19 protein-coding genes are annotated in these 25571 nt (G+C 43.8%); 8 read left to right on the top strand and 11 right to left on the bottom strand.

The annotated features are described in order from the left end of the window. Positions 1 to 83 precede the first annotated feature (83 nt). The 4 genes from GGD38_RS28980 to GGD38_RS28965 all read left to right on the top strand — a co-directional run bounded on the left by GGD38_RS28980 (position 84) and on the right by GGD38_RS28965 (position 4689). Complete coding sequence (locus GGD38_RS28980) at positions 84 to 1025, top strand: RNA polymerase sigma factor (RefSeq protein WP_375302762.1); 942 nt, start codon at positions 84 to 86, stop codon at positions 1023 to 1025. Between the two features lie 82 nt (positions 1026 to 1107). Further along, the gene (locus GGD38_RS28975) at positions 1108 to 1464 is read left to right on the top strand and encodes a hypothetical protein (RefSeq protein WP_375302763.1); all 357 of its coding nucleotides are present in this window, start codon (positions 1108 to 1110) and stop codon (positions 1462 to 1464) included. Positions 1465 to 1609: 145 nt separating this feature from the next. After that, entirely contained in the window at positions 1610 to 3352 is a 1743-nt protein-coding gene (locus tag GGD38_RS28970) for an ABC transporter ATP-binding protein (RefSeq protein ID WP_375302764.1), read from the top strand. Positions 3353 to 3477: 125 nt separating this feature from the next. Next, positions 3478 to 4689, top strand: a complete 1212-nt coding sequence (locus GGD38_RS28965; RefSeq protein WP_375302765.1) for a hypothetical protein — start codon at positions 3478 to 3480, stop codon at positions 4687 to 4689. Between the two features lie 46 nt (positions 4690 to 4735). Here GGD38_RS28965 and GGD38_RS28960 read toward each other — a convergent pair whose 3' ends face one another. Then, positions 4736 to 5137, bottom strand: coding sequence for a hypothetical protein (locus GGD38_RS28960; RefSeq protein WP_375302766.1), 402 nt, complete (start codon positions 5135 to 5137; stop codon positions 4736 to 4738). A gap of 129 nt (positions 5138 to 5266) precedes the next feature. Between GGD38_RS28960 and GGD38_RS28955 the strand changes: the two genes are divergently transcribed. Beyond that, positions 5267 to 6244 (top strand): GlxA family transcriptional regulator, encoded by a 978-nt coding sequence (locus tag GGD38_RS28955; RefSeq protein WP_375302767.1) that lies wholly within the window; start codon positions 5267 to 5269, stop codon positions 6242 to 6244. Positions 6245 to 6250: 6 nt separating this feature from the next. Here GGD38_RS28955 and GGD38_RS28950 read toward each other — a convergent pair whose 3' ends face one another. Beyond that, a complete protein-coding gene (locus tag GGD38_RS28950) occupies positions 6251 to 7174 on the bottom strand; it encodes an SdiA-regulated domain-containing protein (RefSeq protein WP_375302768.1) in 924 nt (307 codons plus the stop codon). A gap of 163 nt (positions 7175 to 7337) precedes the next feature. Between GGD38_RS28950 and GGD38_RS28945 the strand changes: the two genes are divergently transcribed. Then, positions 7338 to 8087: a superoxide dismutase gene (locus GGD38_RS28945; RefSeq protein ID WP_375302769.1), complete on the top strand. Its 750-nt coding sequence runs from the start codon at positions 7338 to 7340 to the stop codon at positions 8085 to 8087. Positions 8088 to 8140: 53 nt separating this feature from the next. Continuing rightward, positions 8141 to 8926 (top strand): biotin/lipoyl-containing protein, encoded by a 786-nt coding sequence (locus GGD38_RS28940; RefSeq protein WP_375302770.1) that lies wholly within the window; start codon positions 8141 to 8143, stop codon positions 8924 to 8926. On the opposite strand, the gene GGD38_RS28935 is transcribed toward GGD38_RS28940, so the two are convergent. From GGD38_RS28935 to GGD38_RS28900, 8 genes are all read right to left on the bottom strand, one after another. Further along, positions 8923 to 10026 carry a DNA alkylation repair protein gene (locus GGD38_RS28935; RefSeq protein WP_375302771.1) on the bottom strand — a complete coding sequence of 368 codons (1104 nt, stop codon included), beginning with the start codon at positions 10024 to 10026 and terminating at the stop codon, positions 8923 to 8925. The two genes, GGD38_RS28940 and GGD38_RS28935, sit on opposite strands and share 4 nt — an antisense overlap. Before the next feature lie 157 nt (positions 10027 to 10183). Further along, positions 10184 to 11338 carry a redoxin domain-containing protein gene (locus GGD38_RS28930; protein ID WP_375302772.1) on the bottom strand — a complete coding sequence of 385 codons (1155 nt, stop codon included), beginning with the start codon at positions 11336 to 11338 and terminating at the stop codon, positions 10184 to 10186. 14 nt (positions 11339 to 11352) lie between these two features. After that, positions 11353 to 12930, bottom strand: coding sequence for a PKD-like family lipoprotein (locus GGD38_RS28925; RefSeq protein WP_375302773.1), 1578 nt, complete (start codon positions 12928 to 12930; stop codon positions 11353 to 11355). Positions 12931 to 12950: 20 nt separating this feature from the next. After that, on the bottom strand, positions 12951 to 13808 hold the full coding sequence (locus tag GGD38_RS28920) for a DUF4843 domain-containing protein (protein WP_375302774.1): 858 nt from the start codon (positions 13806 to 13808) through the stop codon (positions 12951 to 12953). A 93-nt stretch (positions 13809 to 13901) separates the two neighbouring features. Then, positions 13902 to 15503 carry a RagB/SusD family nutrient uptake outer membrane protein gene (locus tag GGD38_RS28915; RefSeq protein ID WP_375302775.1) on the bottom strand — a complete coding sequence of 534 codons (1602 nt, stop codon included), beginning with the start codon at positions 15501 to 15503 and terminating at the stop codon, positions 13902 to 13904. A 34-nt stretch (positions 15504 to 15537) separates the two neighbouring features. After that, positions 15538 to 19014, bottom strand: a complete 3477-nt coding sequence (locus GGD38_RS28910) for a SusC/RagA family TonB-linked outer membrane protein (protein WP_375302776.1) — start codon at positions 19012 to 19014, stop codon at positions 15538 to 15540. A 147-nt stretch (positions 19015 to 19161) separates the two neighbouring features. Beyond that, positions 19162 to 20379 carry a FecR family protein gene (locus GGD38_RS28905; RefSeq protein ID WP_375302777.1) on the bottom strand — a complete coding sequence of 406 codons (1218 nt, stop codon included), beginning with the start codon at positions 20377 to 20379 and terminating at the stop codon, positions 19162 to 19164. Positions 20380 to 20459: 80 nt separating this feature from the next. Continuing rightward, complete coding sequence (locus tag GGD38_RS28900; RefSeq protein WP_375302778.1) at positions 20460 to 21068, bottom strand: RNA polymerase sigma factor; 609 nt, start codon at positions 21066 to 21068, stop codon at positions 20460 to 20462. Positions 21069 to 22143: 1075 nt separating this feature from the next. On the opposite strand from GGD38_RS28900, the gene GGD38_RS28895 reads away from it, so the two are divergent. Beyond that, positions 22144 to 23403: a polysaccharide lyase gene (locus GGD38_RS28895; protein ID WP_375302779.1), complete on the top strand. Its 1260-nt coding sequence runs from the start codon at positions 22144 to 22146 to the stop codon at positions 23401 to 23403. Positions 23404 to 23479: 76 nt separating this feature from the next. Here the strand turns inward: GGD38_RS28895 and GGD38_RS28890 are convergent, their stop codons facing one another. After that, on the bottom strand, positions 23480 to 25528 hold the full coding sequence (locus GGD38_RS28890) for a RagB/SusD family nutrient uptake outer membrane protein (RefSeq protein ID WP_375302780.1): 2049 nt from the start codon (positions 25526 to 25528) through the stop codon (positions 23480 to 23482). Between the last annotated feature and the right edge of the window lie 43 nt (positions 25529 to 25571).

Raw genomic sequence — 25571 nt, 5'->3', positions numbered from 1 at the left:
AGACTAATACCATTTGATCGTTGCCGAACCGATCCTTAAAAACGTAAACGTTATTTTTTAAGGCCCTAAATCAAATTACCATTATGGATGAAGTTCAATTTGTTGAATGGATTGACCAGCATCAAGAGGCAGATGGAATGATGTCAATACACTTAGTTGACCAGTATCAGCAAACTATTGGAAAGGTATGCCGCCTTTACAAAGACACCGGTGCAGATAAAGGAACCCTGTTTGGGGCAATTGTGTTCCAGTTATGGAAGTCTGCTTCAACAGACTCTGAAAAAACAAAAACGGGTTTGTGGGCATATCGCATAGCACTTACTACCGCCATTGTACATAATATGATCTTCAATGAAAGAACGCCCGATACGCTGCAAACTTTAATGACCCTTACAGATCATAATGTAGAACTGATCAATGCCTTAAAGCAATTGACCGATGATGACAAAGCCATTATGACCCTGTACCTCGAAGACCTGAGTTACCCTGAAATTGCCGCTACCACGGGTCTTGCCGAAACAATTGTTGGGGTAAAACTAAACAGAATAAAAAAGAAGGTACAGCAGTATGTAGTAAGCCCCAATGAACAGCCTTCAATAAAACTGATGTGGCAGAATATAGCAACCGATCCCAAAAGCAACGCAGAACTAACTGAGATCATAGCCGAACAATCGTCTCCCATTTTTAATATTCAAAACGGCTTTATACCTTCTATAATTTCAAAAAGCCTGGCAAAAGGAAATGATATCAAAAAATCACTTGAAGATGTACTTAAGAAAATAAGACTGGTGGCTGTATTGGGTATTGCCGGCCGAACCATCATTTTTGCCGCACTGATGCTTTTCGCCAGGTTCACTATTAAAAACGATACTACCTTATTGTGGGTTACGGCTGCCGCCCTCCTGCTTTTTATAGTACAGACTACGCTGTTAGTAAAAACCTGGGTAAAACGAATTGGTACAATGAAGAACACCATTCAACACTTCAGGTCTCAGCGGGAGTTTAACAAAAAAGGCACCGTCTGACAAAAGTCATATCCTTCCCTTGCAAAGGTCATCCGTTGCCGGCCTGTAGGGAAGGAAATTTGTGTAACAAAACACAAACAAAATGGCAACAACAACTTTTAACCACACAATAGGAACTACTTATAATCAGACCGGCACTTCAGTATTTTCAAGATTTATTAATTGGTGTAAAGGCCAGCAGGAAAACCGGCTTATCTGGCTGGGCGTGGTCGTAGCAGGCCATGGTTGTGTAATTACCCCACTAACCGTGTTAGCCGTTGTAATGGCGGGTAATAGTTTAGTATTGTTTATGTTAGCCATTTTTGCCATGGCCATATCGCTGATCACTAACCTGGCTGCCTTACCTACCAAAATAACCATACCGGCCTTTGCCCTGAGCATTCTTATTGACGTGGGTATTTTGATAACAGCCGCATTGACCAGCCTCCATATTATATAACCCTACTTTTTTCATAATAAGCAAAAAGACTGTCGTTACCGGCGGTCTTTTTTGTAATTATATCTTTTTCAGGCAATTAAATTGAACGACCTGGTATATGTTTTTCAATACATGCTGCAAGAATTTCTTAAAGTAACTTGCAGTAATGAAAGTTTTATGGAAGTATTTGAAGCCCCATCGCATGCTCATTGTATTGTCACTCCTTCTTGCAGCGGGCGCTCAATTACTAAACCTGCTCGACCCGGTGATCTTTGGTAAGATCATTGACCGCTTTGCCACCAACAGATACAATTTGCCCGAAAATGAACTGATACCCGGCATTATTTACTGGTTACTGATAGCGCTCGGCATTGCGGTGCTGGCTAAATTACTCAAGTCATCTCAGGAATATATAACCCGTAAAACAGTGGCCCGTTTTGGCATGAACGTTTTCAACGACGGGCTAAAGCAAACCTTACGCCTGTCGTTCCAGGAGTTTGAAGAAAGCAGAAGCGGCACTACCCTATCGGTGCTACAAAAAGTAAAAACAGATGCGGAACGTTTTATCAATTCATTCATTAATGTGCTGTTCACATCGTTCGTAGGCATAGGCTTTTTGCTTTGGTACAGCATCAACAGGAACTGGTTACTGGTGCCTGTTTTCTTTGTTGGCATTGTTCTTTTGGGTTCACTCACCGGACTGGTATCTAAAAGAATAAAAGGCATACAAAGATCTATCAACCGGCAAACCGACAGGCAGGCCGGGGTAATTACCGAAAGCCTTAGAAATATAGAGCTGGTAAAAAGCCTGGGCCTAACCTTCCCCGAAATAAGGCGACTGAATGAACAAACGCTGAAAATATTTGAGCTGGAAATGCTAAAGGCTAAAAAAGTAAGTTCGCTTTCTTTTTTACAGGGCAATATGCTCAACCTGCTAAAACAATCTATTTTGTTTATCCTGTTATGGCTCATCTTTAGAAAGGTGCTTACCACCGGTGAACTGATAGCCATGCAATTTATTTCCACGGCCATCTTCAACCCATTACAGGAGCTTGGAAATTTGATCATCCTTTACCGCGAAGCCGATGCCTCATTAAAAAGCTTCGACAGGCTTATGAATAAACCCATTGAACACCGGCCCGAAAACAGTATAGAGCTTGGCAAACTCGAAAGCCTGCGATTTGAGCAGGTGGTATTCAAACACAAAACAGCCAACTATAACGCCATAGATGGTATTTCATTTACCATAAAACCAGGTGAAACCATTGCCTTCGTTGGTCCTTCGGGGTCGGGCAAATCAACGCTGGTAAAATTGCTGGTAGGGTTGTATACGCCGGTTGAAGGCAACATCTACTTCAATGGCATCAACTCAAACCAAATAAGGTATAACCCGTTAAGAAGGCAAATTGGATTTGTAACACAAGACACGCAATTGTATGCCGGATCCATCAAAGACAACCTGTTGTTTGTAAAACCCAATGCTACAGAACACGAGATTACAGAAGCATTACGAAAAGCATCAGCCTCGGGGCTTATTGCAAAAGCTTCGCATGGGTTGAATACCATTCTTGGAGAAAGCGGCATGAAACTTTCGGGTGGTGAAAAACAACGACTCTCTATTGCCCGGGCTTTGTTGCGCCATCCAGAGCTGCTGATATTTGATGAAGCCACTTCGGCGCTCGATTCATTAACAGAAGAAGAGATATCCTCCACCATAAGGCAAATATCAGAGAGCCGGCAACAAATGACCATTCTTATTGCCCACCGGTTATCGACCATTATGCATGCCGATGTTATTTATGTGCTGGAAAAAGGGACAATCTCAGAGACCGGTACGCATAATGAATTATTACAACAACGTGGTTTGTACTACTCCATGTGGCGCCAGCAGGTTGGCGAACGCCGGTAAAAACATTTAATACACCCTTATAAACATTTGAAGAAGCATAAATGGCTATTGGTCCGAATTAACCTGTTTTGCATACAGTTTCGCTGTTTTTTTGCACGATACTAAACAAAACCAGGAGTTCATATATGTATAGCTATTTATTGAAAGTAGTAACTGCTGCAAGCCTGTTACAGCTGGCAGGCCATGTTGTTATTGGCCAGCAAAAGAAAGAAGGCTCTTTTTTAGGAAAAACAAATATTCATGCCCTTATAGAAGCTGCGCCACCAGTACCTTCCAATGCATCGGAGGCGCTTACCCGCAGTTTTGGCGCAGACGTCAATACCGTTAGTGGCGCAAAACTCACGGAATACTACAAACCATTTTACGATAAAATAGAAAGCGCACAAAAACAGATCAATCTTTTTTATGGCAATAAGATCCAGCAGTTCAATGAACAGCAGGGCGATGAAGGCATGCGCAAAATGGCAACGGCCGAGGTAGACCGTAATCCCATTGTAAGCAGAATGGGCGGTGCCGATAAAATATCGAAGATGAGCGAAAAAGAAGCCGAGGCAGCCGCCATGGAGGCTGCAGCCGAAATGATGAACAGCAATGCCGGCCAAATGCCCGGTATGAATGCCATGATGCAGAAATACATGAACGATAAGGAATATGCGGCGAAGTTTGATAAGATGAGCGACAAACAAAAAGAAGCCGAAATGAAAAAGTTCATGGAAGCCGAAAAAAAAGGCAGCAGTACTGCAGCTGTGCCAACAGACCATAGCAAATTTGAAAAAGAACAGGGCGAAGCCAATAAAATAAAAACAGCCATGGAGATCAACGATGCCATTACCAAAATGTGGCAGCAATTGAGCCAGATACAAACAGCTGTTGAAAACAACATCATTACATTAAAAGCCAGCGCCGGCAATCATGCTGAAATTGATGAAGCGCATCAAAAGGCTTTTAAAAAGCTGCCGAAAATTGTAATGGGTGAAGCTGGTTTAACCTACGACCCCGCAAAAGTGAAGGAACTTATGTTAAACACCGCAGCCAAACACCGCGCCCGTAGCGAGTATGAGTTAAGCCAGATACGTATATGGGTCAACGACCTGAAAGCAAAAAGCAAACTGGTGGTAAATGATTACAACGATTTCCTGTCGAAGTATTCAAAAAGCATCAATGGCAATATGAAAGACATGTATAACGGCACGCATACCGAAATACCGGTGGTAAACTTTGAAATGACGTTGATAGATGCGGCTGCCAAACTGGGCAAGTTCAGCGAAAACGCCACCAAAGATGCTGCCATGGTAGAATACGACCAGCGTCAAAAAACCAGTCCTTATAAACCCTAACCGACCATACATTAAGCAGGCCGGAACTTTCTCCCGCGCCTGCTTTTTATTTGATACTTAAGATCCAGTTTATATTATACCTGTCTAATACACTTATCAGCTTATCGTGATTCTGGCTATAAGCGCTTTTTTGATCAGATAAGAAACTGGTAAATCTGTCCCTCTCATTCAACGAAGCACATTCAACCAGTATACTGATATTATTTCCAATCACTATTCCTGCATCACCGGTTAAATCGGTAGCCACTAACTTAAAATAGTTATTGGTAAGCGTTGCACTGATCACTACATCACGCATTTGTTTATCGAGGTACATGCCGCTATATTCATCGGCCATGGTTTGCAGCAACAGGTCGCCGCCAAAACATTTTTTATAATATTTCAATGCCTGGGCGCACTCACCGCTAAAGGTGAGAAAGATGCCAAACCCTCGCTTTTCATCAGTCATCACAATAAAGTTTTATTTCACATACAAATGTAAAAACCTGCCGGCTAGCGAAGCGTGGGCAAAAACGACAAGTTAAGGGGTTGAACGTGACAAATGGTTTAGTTATATTTGGGGTCAAACTTATACCCAATGCAAGTATCTGTTTTTGTTCCTGAATGTGCCGTTATAGAAGCGCTAACGCCGGCGTACCGGACATTCAAAACGGCCAATGACTTTCTGAAGTCAATAGGAAAAGAGCCCATATTCAAGGTAGAATATGTAGGCCTGCATGAATATGTATCGGCCAACGATGGTGAGTATTCTATAAAAACAGATAGGTTGTTAAAAGACGTTAGCGAAACCGATCTGCTGATAGTGCCACCTGCCTATGGCGATATTCTGGAGGGTATAGCAGTAAATGCTGAGGCCATCCCCCACTTTCAACGCTTATATAAAAAAGGTTGTAGTATTGCCAGTTTATGCATTGGCGCCTTTTTGCTGGCAGAAACCGGTATACTGAATAACAAAAAATGTTCAACCCATTGGGCCCATATCAATCAATTTAAAGAAAGGTATCCCAGTGTTGAGGTGGTTGATGGGGCCATCATTACAGAAATAGATAATATTTACAGCAGCGGCGGTGCTACCAGCTTATGGAACCTGGTTTTATACCTGGTTGAAAAATTTGCCAACCGCGATATAGCAGTACTTATTTCCAAACATTTTGCATTGGATATCGACCGGAACAGCCAGGATGTATTTGCCATATTCAAAGGGCAACGGAACCATACCGATAACGAGATCCTCAGCATACAGGATTTTATTGAAAAGAACTATAACGAAAAGCTCACCATCGACGTATTGGCTGCAAAGATCAATGCAGGCCACCGCACCTTTGAACGCAGGTTTAAACAAGCTACTAACAATACGGTAAAAGAATATGTACAACGGGTTCGCGTAGAAGCCGCTAAACAATTCTTTGAAGCATCGCAAAAGAATGTAGTAGAAGTAATGTTCGATGTAGGCTATACCGACACTAAGGCCTTCCGCGACATTTTCAAAAAAGTGACCGGTATAACGCCTATCGAATACAGGAATAAATACGCTAAGGTTTCTGCAGAAATTTAGATCTGCTTATTTAAAAGCGTTTGGGGCAAATTTTGCAATTATGCCATGTTTGTTTTTATTGGCCTCGCTTGAGATATAGATATCGCCGCTTTTACTAAAGCAGATGCCTTCGGGTTGCGGTAAGATATTCTTATCTAATTCATATTTGGATATAATATTACCTTTCGGATCTGTAATGAACAACCTTGCAGAAGGGCCATCTAATATAAAGAAGTCGCGGGTGCCGGGCTGAATGGCAATTTCAGAAGGTTTTATTTCTGACTTCTCTTTTTTCTTTTTCTTACCCTTGCCATTCTTTTCCTCAGTATCATCAACGCTTACCTTGTCATCAATATAACAAACTGCGGTTGTGCTCATTTGTTTGGTCTTAAGATCGAAACTGTAAATACCCTTTTTGTCACTTTCGTGCAGGTCTTTTGTTTTTACGGCAACCAGTAACCTGTTATTATCACTATCGAAACATATTGATTCGGTCTCATTCTCTGCTTTTAGCGGCAGCTCATAGGTTTTAACGTGTGGCGCCTTCCCTTTTTGTGGCTGCACCTCGTACAACATACCGTCTGACCTTAGAACAAAGTAGGTATTTCGTACCAGGGCCAACCCTTCATAGTCACCCTTGCCGGCAAATTCTATAGTTTCATCAACAGTTTCACTTTGCAGATTATAGATGAAAATAAAGCCATCGTTATCCTGTATACAGGCCATACGAACATCGTCAACGAATACATTTCCCGAAATTTCTTTCAGCTCCTTTGGCATCTTCCACTCCTGTTTATCTTCAGGCAGCAGGGGTTTGGGGCCGGTAGTTGTTGAACGCACTTCAGTTGCCTGTTTGGGTTTGGGCTTAAAAATGTATTTCATGTAATAGTAAAACCCGCCTAAAAACACAACCGCTATAATACTAAGCCATATGGCTTCCTTTTTTGACATACTTATAGATTTAAGTCTATTTGAAACAACAACATTCATTTCAAACAATTGGTTTAAAACTTTGTTCCAGCCTGTTAAATATTACTTTGATTACCAGGGGCCTGCAATTTGCATAGCTAAGGTCTTATTCATACCCAATTACCTGAATTTTAAAAATATTTTAATGAGTAAAGAACATGTATTTAGCCGCCGGAACTTTATCCTGAATACAGGCAAGGCCGGACTGGGATTAGTGCTGGCCACACCTGCGCTGGCATCGCTGGCAAATAATAACAAATCTATTACCATTGAGGGTAGCGATATCGGCTGGCAGCAATCCCCCCTGGGCTATGCGTACAAAGCGCTGGAACCGGCTATAGACGCCACTACCATGGAAATTCATTATAGCAAACATGCCGCCACGTATGCCAAAAGCCTGGGTGAAGCGGTAAAAGACGAACAGGTAAATACAGGTTCAACGCGTATAGAAGAACTGCTGAGGAATATCTCAAAGTACTCCCCCAAAATGCGCAACAATGCCGGCGGGCATTATAATCATGAATTATTCTGGAAATCGCTAAAAGCCCCTTCGGGCAGTAACGCCCCTACAGGTAAACTGGCCGAAGCCATCACCAAAGACTTCGGGTCCTTTGATGCATTTAAGAACCAGTTTAACGAAGCAGCCAAAACCCGCTTCGGCAGTGGCTGGGCCTGGCTGGTGTTTACAAGCGATAATAAGCTGGTGGTTACGTCTACCCCTAACCAGGATAATCCGCTGATGAATGTGGCTGAAGTAAAAGGCATACCTGTTTTAGGTTTAGATGTTTGGGAACATGCTTATTATTTGAAGTATCAGAACAAACGGCCAGATTATATTAATGCGTGGTGGAGTGTGGTTGATTGGGAGAGTGTGGGGAAGCGGTTTCCGGCTTAAATACAATATATTCGTGTGACAGCCGATAAAACATGAGCGATAATTACTATGAGATGCACGCAGAAAACCTTTCTCACTTCAAAGCAGAAACGAGAAAGGCTTTTGCTACCATTTGCAACAACTTTGGGTTTCAGGAGGAAACCACTCCCCTTTCTGATACCGCCAATTTATTTCAGCTAACTTTTTCCAATAGTAAGATCAGGATCATTGTAGAAGGTATAAACTGGGGAATGAACGCCACCGTTCATATAGGCATAAACGAAAGCGGTGCTGCATTGTACAGCATTCATCGGCTGTTAAAAGAACGAAAACCCGAAGAACCGGTTACAGGCAGTCAGGTTGATCAGCTGTATGGTTATGCCCAATACCTGCTTACTAATGCAGCAGATATATTTCAGGGTGACACTCATTTTTTGGATAAATTGGAAGCTATAAGAAAGCAGGAGAAAGAAGACGCAATGAAAATCATAGAGGTGGAAAATGCCAGAAAGTTGGCGGAAGGATACATAAAGATAGAAACCTCTTATGGCGACACCATCTGGCGAAAGCCACGCCCCTCTTTATCTCCATTCAAAATAACTAAAGATAAATTTCCAAATTGCATTGAAGTGATCTTCAACGAAAGCGATCTTCTTTCTGGCGGTGCCCCAACAATCATTACCGAGTGGAAAGCCGAATTAGATTCAACAGTAATAAATGGCGATGTCATTTGCGAGGTAAGCACCGATAAAGTGTCGATGGAAGTTATTGCACCGCAAACCGGTCAGCTGGTTTGGCTGTTGGAAGAAGGTATTGCACTTCACGCCTCCCCCTGTATTGCACTGATAGTTCCGGTTTAAGACCTCACTTCAAAATGTTCTGTCTTCCGCTCCCGGCCATTGATAATGATCGATACTTTATGCAATCCCGGATAGTATGTGCGCGTAGTGATCATTTTAAAACTTTGCTTGCGCATGATAGTGGCTTTCTCCCCCGCCTTAAATTCCCTTTCGCTTATCTTAAATACTTTCTTTGAATGGGTTCCGTTTTTTCTCAGGTAATAAATACCATATTCAAGTCGAACAATCAGAGGCCGGTCATGTTTATTGTGCAGACTTACGGTAAACTTAAGATCTTCACCAATACGTACACGATCGGTACTCACATTATAGCTCAACAATTTAATATTGGTATTATCGCCCAAATTAAAGAGACCTAACACTTCCGCATTACCCTGCTTTAAAAGCGTTCTGCACCCATGTTTAACAATGGCATTGGTTTCTTTGCTAAGCCCTAACCATGCCTTTGCGGTTTTTATAGCCAGCTGCGGGTGATCTTTTGCCAGGTCGTTGAGGCAATTGGCCACACTTTTGCGCACCCACTCCGATGGATCGTTCTTTAATTTCTCCAACACCACCAACACTTCCTGCGGGTTCTTTTTAAGCGCTGGTACTGCCAATCCCCAGGGCAAACGTGGCCGCATGCCTTCACTGGCCAGGCGCCGCACTTTATGGTTTTCGTGATTGGCCCATTGTTGCATTTGGGCGATCATGGCTTCCGTGTATTTTAACAGGAAAGGCCTTACGGCAAATTCACAGCTTACGAATTGGGTGGTAAACTCCAACGCCTCAACAGATGTGGCGTAATCGTCGATGCCATAAGTTTCAATGTAGTCGGGAAGAAACATGTACTCCAGCTTATCTTCACCCAGGTTCAGTTTCCTAAAACTTACAATGGCTTTTTTCAACACCTTAGCGGCTTTGGCAAAATTGGCCGGTAAAAACTGATGCAACACTACAGAGGTATGCCGCATCCGCTCTTTTAATTCTTTGGTCTCAAAACCGGGGGCATAGATCTTCTTTATAAAAGCCTTCTTATCAAAGCCGGGCACAATGGAGGCAAACACCTCACCTATTTGGTTATAAAAGGCCCGCGAGTAGAGTTCTTTAAGTAAGGACATACTGTTTTTATTTGACAGCCACAAAGTAAAGCATCCGGAGTGACAACCCTATGTCAGGAGGTATAAAAAAAACCGCTCCGGCTAACCGGAACGGTCTACTTCTACACATCAGGTGCCATTGGGTAGATACAGGTACAGAGAGGGGTACAGGTTAAGGTTACAGGATCTCTTCCAATTTCTTTAAAAGGTTCTCGCCGCGTAAATGAACGGCCACCACTTTTCCTTGCGGATCTATAAGATAATTCATGGGAATGCTTTGTATACCATACAGCTTTCTCATATTCTCACTTTCTTCTTTTGTAAGCGTGGCTACCTGTGTCCAGGTAAGTTTGTCTTTAACAATAGCTGCCACCCAGGCATTGCGGTCGCCCGGCTTTTCGAGCGATACGCTGATCACGGTGAAGTTTTTGTCTTTATACTTATCGAAAGCTTTTATTACCGTTGGGTTTTCGGCGCGACAGGGTATGCACCAGCTTGCCCAGAAATCGAGCAACACATACTTGCCTTTGAATGAAGATAACTTCACCGGGTTACCTAAGGTATCGTTCAGTACAAAATCTTCAGCCGGTTTACCGGGGCCTAACTTAAACGCCGTTTCAATTAACTCGCCCAGTTGTTTACCAACAATCGTTGTCTTTAATGGCGCAGCCAGTTTTTTGTACAACGCCAACATGCCTTCTTTATCTTCTGCCAGCGACTTGGCCGTTACTCTTTCCTGTAACAGATCGAGCGATACCTGTGATGCAGGATTTGCTTTCATGAAAACCAGTTCAACGCTATCGATCTCATGTTTGCTTATATCATTAGCGGTGCGTTGTGTTTTTGCCAGTACCGAATCGCGTTTAATGATTGCATCCAGCATGGCATCATAAGTAGTCTTCTCTTTTTCCTCAAATGGCTTAAGCTTTGCCTGCAGTGCCTGAAAATCTTTTTGCGATTTGCCGGGCGCTTTTATAACAGCTTTGGGTAATGGATATCCTTCTATGATCACCTCGCCACCTTCAATAAAAAACTCGCATTTATCTGAAGTTCGCCAGGGCTTTGGCTTCCGCTCTTCTTTGGTTGTACTGATAGACAAAGACGTTCTGGCAGGATCTTTCACCGTTCCGTTGAAGGTAAATACGCCATCCTTTACAGGGGCAGTAGTATATATTTTCTTTTCGCCGTTGAAATAGTTCAGAAATACCTTCTCCCCATTCCTGGAGGTATCTTTCAAATTCCATTTTATTGTAAACGCGGTTTGTGCAAAAATGGAAATTGAGCTTCCGGTTAGTAACGCAAATGCAATTAGAGACTTTAGCTTATTGTTCATAGTATAAGATTTGATTAGTTTGTTCCTCTCCAGTTCATGTCTTTAATTTTTATCAGGCCATCCCAGTCACTTTTGTCAACCGGGGTAATATCCACGTAGTTCGGATTGGATCCTACTATATAACGGCGCAGCCTGCCCTTAGTAGTAGCATTATAGGTAGCAACATATAATGCATTGGTGCCGCCATCGATCTGGGTATCGAATTTAAGCATGGTTATTTCATCGGTCGATAGTTCGGGGAACTGGTAGAATTTCTCCAGCCCTTTGTTGTAATCGTATGCATATAACCTGTTACCAACTGAATAAAATATCACAGGGCGTTTTGATGAGAACGCATAGAAGTTGGCTTTATCAAAATCGGTAGCAATGGGCGATACCGTAAACAGATCGCGCTTGACCGGTGAAGCACCGTTTGCATAAAACTGATAAATATAATGTTGGCCGGTATTGTCTTTAACAATGGCGAATGAATTGCCATTGGTTGAGCCATAGTCGGTGTTACGCGTATTTTCCCCATATACCAGGCTTCGGTTCTGTGAGGCCAGGTTCCAGGAGTAACTATCGGTTGCTCCATCGGTCATTGTTGTAGAGTAATCGTAAGCGAAATTGGAATACGACATAAAACGCTGGTTTTCGGGATCGAACCACATAAATGCTCCCGAACCATAATTAATTACAGGATACCAAAAGTAGGGCGCTGCTTTGATGCGTTTGGGATAATTAGTTGATAACCGGTTGATGGGGTTGCCATAATAATCGCCACCGGTTAAAAATGAATGCGTAGCAAAAATATCGCCATCGGTAGTGATTGCCGCCCGGCAAAAGGTTGTAGGTGTAATCGTAGTGCTGGAACCAGCCCCCCCAGCTCTATCTTTTACCTGTGGCATAATAACAACAGGGGTAATAGCATCCCTGTTTATTTCGTTGGTGATACAAATATTGGCGAACTTTCTTGAGGTACTTCCAGCCATGGTATTACGGTCAAGATAGTAGGAGCCACTTTTTGTCAATACCCAAAGCCGGATTATATTGGCATTGGTATCACTTCTGCCACCCAGCATAGCAAAACTCATAGGATCGCGCAGGGTAGGCAAACCGCTTTTACTTAACATATTGTGGAATACGACCGTGTCTTTTACCATCGAGATAAATTCCGCTTCTGCATTGCTGTTATCGTCAGTACCTATGAGCAGCAGTCCTGTTGATAATAATGTGCTCACGGTTAATTTGGCACCTGCTTTAAATGCAACACCTGAAGCTTTGTCTATTACCCTTAACCAAAGCCTGTAATCATCAGCCGCCCTAACATTTATCCTTGTATCGAGCACTGGCGACCTGCCTAGGGTGTCAATGATAGTTGATTCGCCCTTGGTCAATATCCAGTAACAATTAACGGATGAAATGTCATTGACCTTCGTTTGTATATTGGGCGCAATATGCAGATCGGTGCCTAATACATATGTATAGCTGGCAGCTATTCCGCTGATCTGTACGTCATTAATGTCGTGATAGTCATAATTTCCCTTGTCTTTATAACAGGCCGAAAGGAAAGGTATGTAAGCAGTAAGTATGATTATGAAGGATCTTTTCATTGTAATTTTTGCTTTTAAGATTACGGATACGGTACACCAACGATGGAAACCCATGGAACGTTACCCACAAACATTAACCTGCCATCCTCTTCTTTCACCGGCGTGCCGGCATTGAACTGTTCAATCAGGTAACGTGCCATTTCCTGGGTAATAAGGCTTTGCAATACAAGCGGCATCGTTTCGGTAGAAGCAAAACTGTCATAAGTAAGACTGAACAGCCTATACATCAGTTCTATCTTTTTGCGGGTAAAACCACCCCATGAGCCCTGGTCGCGGTTAGTGGTGGCATTTACTGAACCGGGCCATATTTTCGGTTGTACAATATAGTCGTGTACGATCACTGTATGTATACTGTTGTCGAAAGCCGTGTCGGCGGGTGTAAGTGTGCCTTTACCAAGTTCGGGAATGGCTTTCCAGTTGGGAAAGGCAATACCAAAATCGCTATTGGCTACCAGCCTGAGACCGATCTTTTTACTGGTCGTTTGCAGGTCCTTTGATCGTTTTATTAGCAAGGGAACATAGGCAACAGTAGCATTGGCCGGTACCAGTATCTCTTCGGGCAGCGGCGCATAATGTACATTCTCTATTGCTGTTGTACTATCAGGATTGATCTCTACTTTAAAATAACGGTCCTTATCTATTACCCGCCCGGTGAACATCACTTTTATATTAGCGGTATATTCAGTTAAGGTACCGGCCACCTTTACCAGTTCCACGTTTGTGAATGGGCGATAAGGCCATTCGCTGTAAACCGGAGAACCCCATTGCTGCGCAAAATAAACTCCTTCCAGCCCCTCATAGGTCTTCATCTCCTTTTCACAGGATGCCAGCGTGAAACCAAATACCAGCATTATCGAATAGTATATGATCTTTTTCATTATATAAATTATTTGCTTTTATATCAATTGGCAATAGACAATAGGCAATACACGAAACTCCCGCCCCCCTTGCCAATTGTCAATTGCCTGTTGTCAATTGGTTCTGTTCGACACTTCACTTACCGGCAGCGGCACCACATAATTGAGCAGGGAAACTGTTTTTGTGAGACTTACACCTTGACCCCATTGATGATTGGGCAGGGTTGTCATAGCGTTTCGCTTGTAATAAAAGAACATCTGCCCTTCACCGATCATCTCTTTTCTAAACTCGTTCGTTATAAAGTCTTTTAATTGAGCCATGGTGGTTGGGTTCAGGTTAACGGCATTCTTTGACAAACGCAACTGGTTAAGATAGGCCTTCCCTTCATCAACCGTATTGCTGCATTCCGCTGCCATTAAAAGGATCTCACCCATTCGTATCAATGGCATCATGTTAGGGCTGGGATTGTAAGCCCCATATGAAAACTTTATATGCGTGAGGTACTTATTTGCGGGTGTCGAAAGTATTATCCATGATTTTTTGCGGTGGTCCCGCCCATCGTCAAACATTAAATTCAGGCGGTCTTCATTATCATTGTAACTATTAAAACTCAACCTCAGATTCTCCTGAATTTCGGGTGAGAAATAAGTATTATAAAGAGTTTGCCGGTTGGTTTTGTATAACCCGAATATAACCTGTGTTCTGAACATATGATCGAAATCGGCAGCTGTTATTTTTGAGGTATCGGTTTCAGGAGTAACCACTAAGGGGAATATGGGTTTGGCAGGATTAAGCGTTTCTGAAAGTAGCTGTCTTGCCTCCTCCCCGGCCTTTGTTTTGTCCTGCATCCACAGGTAAGCCCGGGCCCGTAATGCTTTTACTGCATAATAGTTCAGGCGGTATTGCCGGTACTGCAGGTCGTTACTGCCGTTGGCGCCGGCGCTATGCCGAACCCCATCAGTAATAACCGGGTCTACATCTTTTAATAAAGCAGCAGCGGCGTTCAGGTCATCTATAATGTGCTGCATTACTTCTGCAGAACCAAGCAGGGCCGATGATTGTGGGCGTGATGCGGTATTGTATGGAATGCAGGGCTTGTCTTTATCGGCCTGCGAATAAATGGGGCCAAACAACCGCAGCATGTCAAAATGCAGCATGGCCCGTAATGCCAGCGCTTCTCCTTTTACAAGGCCAAAGTAAGGACTGGTCAATACACCATTACCATCTTCACCACAACGCTCAATAATCACATTGCAGTTAAGAATAAGCTCATAAGACTTCTTCCACATATTATCGAAAACTACTTTGGGCGTATCAGCTGTAAACTCCCAAGTGGCATACTGGTTATACTTGTGTGTGGTAGAGTTCATCACATAATACTGGGCCATTATATCGAGGTTACTCACGGTCATCTTATCGCCATAAATAGCAGGATTGGTCAGTTCTATATATATTCCATTCAACGCATTCAAATACCCTTGCTGGGTAGAATAAAGCTGATCTTCTGTAAGCCGGTCATTGGGCTTTACATCGATCCACTTTTTGCATGCACCCAATAAAACAACAAGCAATAGACAATAAGCAATAGGCAAAGGTGCAATAGTGCGGAATGTCCGACTATACGCGGGCTTTGCCAATTGCAAATTGTCAATTGCCAATTGGCTTTTGCCAATTGACTTCAGTATCTTAAAAATGGAAACTATCTTAATTTTCATATTTAGTTTCATTTATAACAATTGGTTGTGTCATTTAAAATCTTACCCCTGCTGAAAAAGATACAGAGCGGGCAAACGGATAATCAATACCGCGTTCGTTCTTTACGGTTGAGATCCTGAAAATATCGAACGCATATACCCTGAAGGTCACTGATGATGCTCTTACTCTTTTCAGCCAGTTTGCAGTGGAATTTTCATACCCTACTGAAATAGTTTCGCCCGACAGTACATTGTTGTCCTGTACAAACCGTGAGCTCATTGGGTTATTGGCGATATCAGTTATTGCTTTGAATTTGGCGTTATCACCAGGCTTTTGCCAGCGATCATACAAGGCGCGTTTATCCTGGTTCAACCCACGGTTTTGAGCAGTAATGTGCTCCACTTTATCGAACAGGGTTTGCGCGAATATTTGTCCGCCTAGCCGGTAACGCAAGCCTATGTTGGCGTTAAAACCTTTGTACGAAAAGGATGTACCTATAATCCCTTCCAGGTCGGGATCGCTGTTGCCTACCACCTGTTCATCGCTGTAATTGTGAACGAAGGTGAGGTCGCCTCCTTTGGTAACAAATACTTCACGGCCGGTTGAGGCATCGATGCCATTTGAGCGAACGGCCCACAAATCACTTGGACTGCCGCCATCATAATAGCGGACCATGCTCGCTCCCTGATTTTTTTTATTGAAGTCGGCAAGCGCATTGCCAAAACCACGGTACTCCGATTTAAGCCGGCGTCCATTCAAATTCACTATCCAGGTGGTATTCTTTTTCTGTATCATTGTATAACTGGCCACAATAGTATATCCTGTTTGTTGCAGTCCACCCAGGTTACTGGTAACCGTGGTGGCTCCGGCAGAGGAAGGCAAACTGGCAAATACCAGCAGCGGGTCGGTGGTCTTTACAAAGTAATCGGCATTGATGCGCAAACGGTTCTTTAAGGTTATCAGGTCCATACCAATATTGCGGTCAATTGTCTTTTGCCATTTCAGGTACGGGTTTCCGTTGTTCGTTATCATTAAACCGGGGCCAAAAGGATTGCGGTTGGAGTTATTATACTGGTATACCCGCGTTGATACGTAATCGCTGAAGTTCTGATTACCAGGGTTACCTATTGATGCACGAAAACGCAGGCTGTTCATCCAGTCGAGTGAAGGTTTATCAAAGAAAGATTCTTTATGAACGTTCCAGGCAAGGCCCATTGACCAAATGGTGGTAAATTGTTTGTTGGCGCCGAAAACAGAGGCGCCGTCTGAACGAATGGTAGCATCTAACAAATAGCGTTCATCAAATGCATAACCGGTATTCAGGTAATAACTGGCGCTGCGTTTGGTTGCTTCCCGGTCAACAGGGCGGCTGTCGGAATAGTCATAGGCAAAAGCGGCATTGGGAAAATCTTCGCCCGTATACCCACGCACATCAAACGTACTGCTAACGGATGCTACCTGGTTCAACCGCGTACCCGCCACTGCGTTCACCATGTGTTTACCGGCAAACAGTTTTCCATAGGTAAGGGTAAAATCGCCATCGTAATTGTTTTGCCGGGCGTTCGACTCACTGTACGTGCCCCGCAGTAATGCGTCAGTGCTGGTAAATTCTGAATTAAAAGGAGAGCGAAACCTTTCATCATGCGTGCTCACACGGTTAATACCAACACGGGCCCTGGCCCTCAACTCGTTCAGGATGCGGTACTCGAGCTCAAAGTTGTTGGTGAAGCCCTGTGATTCAGACTTATCGATGTTATTATTTTGTTGATCGTAAAGCGGATTGTAATAAGTTTCAGTTTGGGTAGGTGCACCAAAATAGGCCGAATACTGGAATGTATACAGCACTTTATCAATACCGCCCGCGTCATTGTATTTTCTGAAATAAGGATTAGCGCGGGAGAACTGCGAGAACGCCACTTTTTCGCGGGTTACATTTAAGATATCGATGCTTAATGAGTTGGTGGCAGACAGGCGGCCTTTTCTATACATGAGGCGCACATTCCCCTGCGTTACCTTACGGCCCGAACCTTTCATTACACCCTGGTTATCGCCATAAGAAAGTGTTACGCCATAGCGCAGGTTGGCATCGCCACCTTCAGCAAACAGCGTATGCCGGTGAAACAATGCTGAACGCAATGGTTCATTCATCCAGTAAGTGTTTACACCACGCTTTACTTCAGCCAGCAATTCATTATACTTTTTGTCTGAAGCATCAGTAAGGAATGATCCATCGGGCCGGCGTGAGCCCAAAAATCCTGACAGTTTCTCAAACTCCAGTTTCTCTTCAGCATTCATCAGGTTATAATCACTGAGGTCGGGCATGCTGTAGGTACCGTTGGCAGTATAATTCAACCGTAACTTACCGGCCGTTGGTTTTTTCGTTTCCACCACCACTACCCCATTGGCAGCCTTTGAACCATAAATAGCGGTTGCCGCCGCATCTTTCAGCAGGGTAATACTTTCAATACGGTCCATACTATAATCACTGATAACCTGCAGCGTGCTTTCAAAACCATCGAGAATGAACAATGGCTGGTTGGGGTTGGTGCCATACTGTTCTGTTAAACCTATAACACTGCTTTTACCACGCACCTCAATATCGGGTAAACGGTTAGGGTCTGAACCAAAGGTGGAGTTCTCTATAATAGCAAAAGAAGGATCGAGTGTTTTTAATGCCTGCAACGGGCTTTGGTTACCTACTACTTTAAGCTCTTTAGCGGTGAAGGTTGTTGAAGAACCGGTAAAGCTTTCTTTTTTACGCTGGTAAATACCGGTTACCACCTGGTCTTTCATAGAGGTTATACTCTGTGCCATTTTAATGGTAAGTACATCGCTGGCCCTTACCCGTACTTCCATTTGCTCGTAACCCACGGCTGAAACAACAAGTACCTGGCCGGTAGAAGCGGGAATTGCAAATACACCTTTGCTATCGGCAGCAGCGCCTCTGAACATACCTTTCACCATTACGTTAGCGCCGGCTATTGGTTCGCCGGTTTCGGAAGTAATTACGCCCCTTATGATGCGGGTACTGTCTGCCGGAGGAACATCTGTTTTAGGGGTCTCCGCTACATTTGCAACCACCGCTTTACGGAAAAGGAAAATGGTTTTTCCTTCAATGCGAAAGTTCAGCAACTGGTCTTTCAATGCCGTTTGCAGAAACTCTGTAAGCGGCATGTTTTGCACCGAAAGCGTTACAGGCTTTGTATTGCTCAACAGTTGCCTGTTGTAGAAGAACACAAAACCGGTTTGGTCCTCAACTTTTGATAACACATTTTTTAACGACTGTTCCTTCGCATGCAGGGTTACATTCTGCGAGAAGGTGTTTGCCGAAACGGTCATCGAAGTGGCAAAAAGAAAAAAGATTACAATTCTCATAGCTTTTAGCATTGTAGCTGTGAGCAGTAATGAAGCGCCGCGGGGCTTTGCCTGGATCAGGTTTTCCGCACTACGCCGGTTACAGGGCGCATGTGGAAAGGGTTTGGCTAACAAAAAAGGCACGTCATACTGACCACAAGTAGCAGTTTTGGGCATACTTTTGTTGCAGTTTGGTTGATTAAAAAAATACTTACACGGTGTTTACAAAATCGACCCGGCTTTTATGCCGCCCCGATTGCAGTCGGGGCGGTTTTGCTTAGGTCAATTGGGTTTTTCAATTTTTCATGGCTGTACCTGAAACTATTAGGGCAATACAATCAGTTTGCGGCCTTCTAATCTGAAATGAACATCCGACTCCTGCAGGGACTTCAACAAACCCTGCAAGCTTACATCGTTACTCATTTTGCCGCCAAACTTTATATCGGGAACATTTTTTTCGTACACTACCTGTATATCGTACCAGCGCTCTATTTGCCGCATCACTTCTTCCAGACTGGCATCTTCGAAATTGAAAATGCCGCGCTTCCAGGCTACCACCTTATCTACGTCTGCATCGGCAACCTTTAATTGCGAGTCGGTAGTTATTACTGCCTGTTTGCCGGGCGTTAAAACAACGGAAGCTTTATTACCATTTGCAGGCAGGTTCATTACTTTTAAACTGCCTTCAACCAGCGTTGTTCTTACAGCTGTTTCGTTTTCATAAGCATTCACATTGAACTGGGTGCCCAGTACTTCAATCTCGGCGCCCGGCTCCGGCTCCCCCCTGCCCCCCCCCGGTGGGGGGGGAATAGTTATTCTAAAAGGCATTGAGGTATTTTTCGCCACTTTAAAGTATACTTCACCACTCACTTCAACTCTTCTTTCATTACCTACAAATGCAGTAGGATAACGAAGGGAGCTGGCTGCATTCAGCCACACCTTGCTGCCATCGGGTAATATCAGTTGAAACTGGCGGCCCTTGGGTGTTGAAAGGTTATTGTACACCGGCGTGATTGAGCCTGCATCTTTATCATAAGTAAGCGCGCCGTCTTTCAGTGTTACCCGGGCGCCGTTCTGAGTGGCTACTATCCCATTTCCCATACTATCAAGCACTACCTGGCGGCCATCGGCCAGGGTCAATATAGCGCCATCGCGGCCAGGGGGGATATCGGCCGTTTTAACTACCGGAGTAGTGTTGCTTTTACCTTTATTCATTATAAAGTAAGCAGCGCCAGCCACTACCAATACAATAGCAGCAACGGAACTCCAGCGCCATAGCCCATTCATTTTGCGAACCGGAGCTGCCATTATTCCCTGCCTGATCTTCGAAAGAATAATAGCTTCATTATTACCTGTGGTTTCAGTGGATGCATATAATAATACGAGCTGACGAATTTGTTCTTCATCGTTAACAGTGGCAAACAAGCGGCGGTTACGGTCACTTTGCTGAACCCAATGGTCCAATTGCTCCTGCTCAGGCTGCGAAAGGCTGCCTTGCAGGTGCTTTATTAAAAGGTCGGTAAGGTGTTCAATGGAAATCATATGGGTACACTACAATCGTGCGTCCCAAATCAACCAGTCGATTATTAACTTTTTTTTACTTTTTTTAAAAGGCGGGAAGATCAGAGCAGGTCTTTGTATTTAAGCAGTACAACCAGGGGGGCAATCAGCAGGTCGTTACCCAGCGCCAACTGTAATAGTTTCACAGCCGTTACGCGCTGATTGGTAACAGTTTGCGATTTAATTTGTAAGCGTTCGGCGATTTCGCCGGTCTTTAATCCATCGCGGTAAGAAAGCAGAAAGATCTCCTTCATGCGGGGTGGAAGTTTATCAACTTCAGCGTAAATACGCCTAACCAGTTGCAATTGCACCTGCTCTTCATAAAAATCGCCCTGCTCGCGATCGGCAAGCTGGTGCAATAGTTCTTCGCGCCGGCTGGCCTTCATTTTCCGGTGTTTGAGCAGGTTAAAACATTTATTGCGAACGGTTACATATAGGAATGCCGCAACGGCATCGATGGTGGGAAATGTATTGTTTTGCTGCCACAACTGAACAAAAGATTCAGCAGTAAGGTCCTGCGCCTCCTCAATTTCTTCAACAAATTTTTGAGCAAACCAGAATACACGCTGGTATAAATGCCGGTACACGGTGGTGAATGCCTCTTCGCTCCCATTACGGAACTGTTGCATCAGTACAACTTCATCCTGTATTTCATTCTCTATCAATGCCAAATCGTACGGATAATTCCGTTAAAAAGGTTCTTATTACAATTTTAAATATAGGACAAATAATAGGCTAATGGTACCAGCAGGAACGTGCAAGATAATAATTATTTAAGATGGAAGAAGGGAAAGGGTATTTTCATTCGCGACGTTGTTTGTTGTTTTCCGGTCGTTGCCGGCTTGCAGCGGTGCATTGTTTTGTTGTTTTCCCGACGTTGCTGCGCTGTTACGATGCATTGCTGACACGCTACATTGCACTGCCAGATGTTTTCTGATCGTTGCAGGCTTGATACTTCACATAAGCAGATGTTTTCTGATCGTTGCAGGCCCGATACTTTGCACAAGCAGATGTTTCCTGGTTGTTGCAGGCTTGCTTCCTGATCGTTGCAGCGCGTTTCCTGGTTGTTGCAGCGCGTTTCCTGATCGTTGCAGTACTGCAATGAGTCATTGTTGTACTGCTATCAGGTAATGTTGCACTGCAATGAGTCATTGCTGCGCTGCAATGCGTCATTGCAGTACAGATACGTCACGCTGCAGCTTGCATCGGCCAAGGAACGCGCCTGCTACGACACGTTACAGCTTGCATTGACCAAGGCACGCGCCTGCTACGCGACGGTGCAGCTTGCACATGCCAAGGAACGCGCCCGCTACGTCACGGCGCACCTCGCTTCCTGGTCGTTGCAGCTCTGCAATGAGACATTGTTGTACTGCAATGGGTCATTGTTGCGCTGCAATAAGGCAATGTTGTACTGCAATGAGTCATTGCAGTACAGATACGTCACGTTGCAGCTTGCCTCAGCAACCTCTAAGTAAATACACGTAATACCCGCCAACCCATTTTATTGTTCCCTTAACATTTATAGCAAAACAACTCATCCTCATTTCTTTTTCACTCTTACACCTAGGTCGTTTTTTCGGGTCGCACTAAGAGCTATTGCCTAATTGCAATAACCAACCAGGGTTTCATATCAGAAATGTGCTTTGCGCGCAGTTATATTTGCATCAGAAACGAACGAACAAAGTAATCCGAACAAAAGAGTAATCCGAGTTACTCTGTGAAAACCAAAAAAATCAATAACCTCAAATGAAAACTCAAATGCGTAACACTGCAAAATTTATCCGTACAAATCAACGTATCCTTGCCGCAACCTTATTAATGGCCTCATTTGCATCTTGTCAAAAAGGAGTAATAGAACCAGCCGCTCCTGCTTACGACGAAAGCGCTATGAATGCTAAAGTTTCAGCAAAAGCAACTGGTAACCTGGTTTGGAGCGATAACCTGGAAGGCAGCACTTTCTTCAGCACCGTACCAAGCGTGCAAACCGCCACTTCTTATGCTATCACCACTGTAACAAACCCCGTTTATCAGGGTTCTAAAGCCGCCCGTTTTGAATTAAGAGATACTGACCCTGAAAACCATAGCGGTACAAGATCTGAAATTTCGTTCGACGATCCTACAAACCTGAACCGCTGGTATTCTTATGCGCTGTATGTACCATCTGCTTATTATAAAGCTGATGCCGAAGATGAGATCATCACGCAATGGCACCAGGGCGGCAGCTTAACACCCGCACTTTGTTTAAGAGTAAAATCTGACAAACTGTACATAAGAATACTTGGTACTACATGGGTTGAACTGGGTAACTGGGATAAAGATGCATGGCATGCTTATGTAATGCACGTTAAACACTCTTCAGGTTCTGATGGTTTAATTGAGATCTGGAAAGACGGTGTAAAGATCATGAACCGCTCAGGCGCCAATATGTATAAAGTAGAAGGCGATCTGCATAACCCAAGTGTTAAAATGGGGATCTACAAATCTGACTGGAATGGCAGCGGAACTACTGCAACCAACATAAGAGTAATTTACATGGATGATATTAAGATCGGTAACGAGAATGCCACTTATGCCGATATGGTCCCAACTAAAAATGGTACAACAACTACTACCACTCCGCCAACAACCACTACACCAACTACCACCACACCAATACCAGTTACCACCTCAGGCGTTACTGACTTTAAACTGGTAAATTCCGAAACAGAAAAAGATGTGGTATCTATCACAAATGGCGCTACCATCAGCCTCAGCAAGTACGACCTGTCAAAAGCAAACATTCGTGCGGTTGTTACTTCTGATGTAAAAAGCGTGAAGTTTGAATTAAGCGGCAAACAAAGCAAAACATCTACCGATGATGCTGCTCCGTTTGCTCTGCATGGCGATGATGGCGATGGCAATTTCTTCTATGGTAACTGGGCGCCGCCTGCACTCGGTACTTATACCCTGAAGGTTACCCCTAATGTAGGTGCTGTTAAAACCATCACTTTCACAATTGCAAAGTAAAATTTAATAATATATCATACAAAAAACGGTCTGGCGAGTAGCCGGACCGTTTTTATTTTATGACATGTCTGCGAACTCAATAACCATTATTTCCAAATTCACTGGCGTTATTGATCTGGTTCAGGAAAGAGAAAGGTATAGGACGTTTATAATGTTTGGCAGGGATGAAATTTGCAAATGCTTTTTTGTTATAGGTCTGCAATCTGCTTTCAAACGCTTTGTTGCGTTTTAACAGGGCCCAGCGGGTAAACTCACCGCACAATTCACGGGCATATTCATCAAATACATCGTTCATTGTAGCGGTTGTCAGTTGCATACCGGTGGCCACACTATAGTCGGCAACATTGCGGCATGCGCGTTTACGCAATACGTTCAGATAATTAGCGGCGGCGGCTCCATCATTTGTTGTATGCATGGTGGCTTCTGCTGCAATCAAATACACTTCGGCCATACGCATGATCATAATATTACCCAGCTTACGCTGGAAATCGCCACCCAACCAGCCGCCATCGAAGTTATGATTGAACTTCTGCATGGCAGGGAACTGAGTTACAAAAGCGGGGTTTGCAAACCCATTACCTGCCGCATTGGCTTTGTATGTACTTCCTGTAGGATCTGAGGCATCGAACAGATCGTCGATATTGATAGTAACATAGGCGCGCTCTGCTTTCTCTGCATCAGTAAGTTTGTCTTTGCTCAGATAAAGAAAAAACCGGTCTTCATCCTTTGCTATTGGATAGGGATGTACATTGGCATTTGCAACCGTTGTTAAATTTCCTGCGGGTACGCCTGTAGTAGCACCTTTGTTCCACACCTGCGGAATGTATTGCCAGGTAGCGCCTTTAGAAGCATTTTTTGCATCTACATCAACATAAGGATAGATCTTCTTGCCTATGTGAACCGGATCTATTCCATACTTATCGCACATAGCTTTTGTAATGGTAATAACGGCATCGGCGTACTTTACGTTGGCAGGTGCCGGTGGGCCTCCGCTGGCTATTGCCCTTACACCTGAATAGTTGGCAAATGCTGTTTGAAAGGTATTTTCCCAGCGTTTATCATATTTTGCATCGAAGCAATTGATAAGGTATTTCGTGGGCGCAACAAATGCCTGGTTCAAACGGCCATAGTAGGCGTTGGAGGTATTCGAGTTTACTGTTCTTTTAAAATAATTGTCCTTAGGATCGAATGCATCATCCAACTTCGGGTAATAATGCAGGTATAAGTTGGGTTTTGAATTGGCCGTGGATACATCGTATGAAGGACTATAGGGGTCGAGCCCATACGCTGTGAATAAAACTTCCTGGTTAATTCTATTGTTGGCTGAGGCAAACACTTTAGCAAAATCATCATACATGGCGGCGCCATATGTGCCCATACCATTGATCAGGCTGTCGGCACATTCTTTTGCCCGCACCCAATATGATTTTCCGCCTTCTTTCAAATCTTCTCCTGCTCCCTGGGCATATACCCGGGCAAGCAATCCAAGAGCCGCCTTTTTAGACACACGCTGCGGATTATTATCAAGTGGCGCTACCCCCAGATTATTGAAAGCATCACGCAGGTCGGAAATGATCTGTGCATAGATCTCAGCAACACTATTCCGGGTAGGGTTCAGATCCTTTATAGGATCATCAGTCAATATCAATGGTAGTTCACCAAACTGAACCACCAGGGTAGAATAATAATAAGCCCGCAGCAATTTAGCCTCGGCTACCAATGTATTAATGTCTGAAGCTTTGCCATCCTTCAAATCAGGCGCAAGCTGAATGGTCTTATTACAATCTTTAATAGAACCCCAGGCATAGTTCCAGACGTTGGTTACCAGGTTGAAATCGGTAGTAAGGTCCTGGTAATAGATGACCTGCCTGTAATTAATGCTGTTCGAAGGATTCGTCCACAGATCGGTGCCAACTTCTGAACAAAGTCCGTAGGGCATACTAATAAGTGTTCCCCAAAGACCTGTATAACAGTTCGACTGATATGCTTTCCAGCCATCATATTTCGAAAGCACATCCTGTTCCGATAAAGAGATAGGGTTGTATTCATCGAGCTTACACGAGGTAACGGATAATGCTACACTTAACCCAAATATTGATTTATATAATAGATTCTTCATTTTCATATAACGCTGTTTTTAGAAAATTCCAAGTTCCAAATTCCAAGTT

It is taken from the genome of Niastella sp. OAS944 (assembly GCA_024809215.1).
GTDB lineage: Bacteria > Bacteroidota > Bacteroidia > Chitinophagales > Chitinophagaceae > Niastella.
This window is presented reverse-complemented; position numbering and strand designations above follow the sequence as displayed.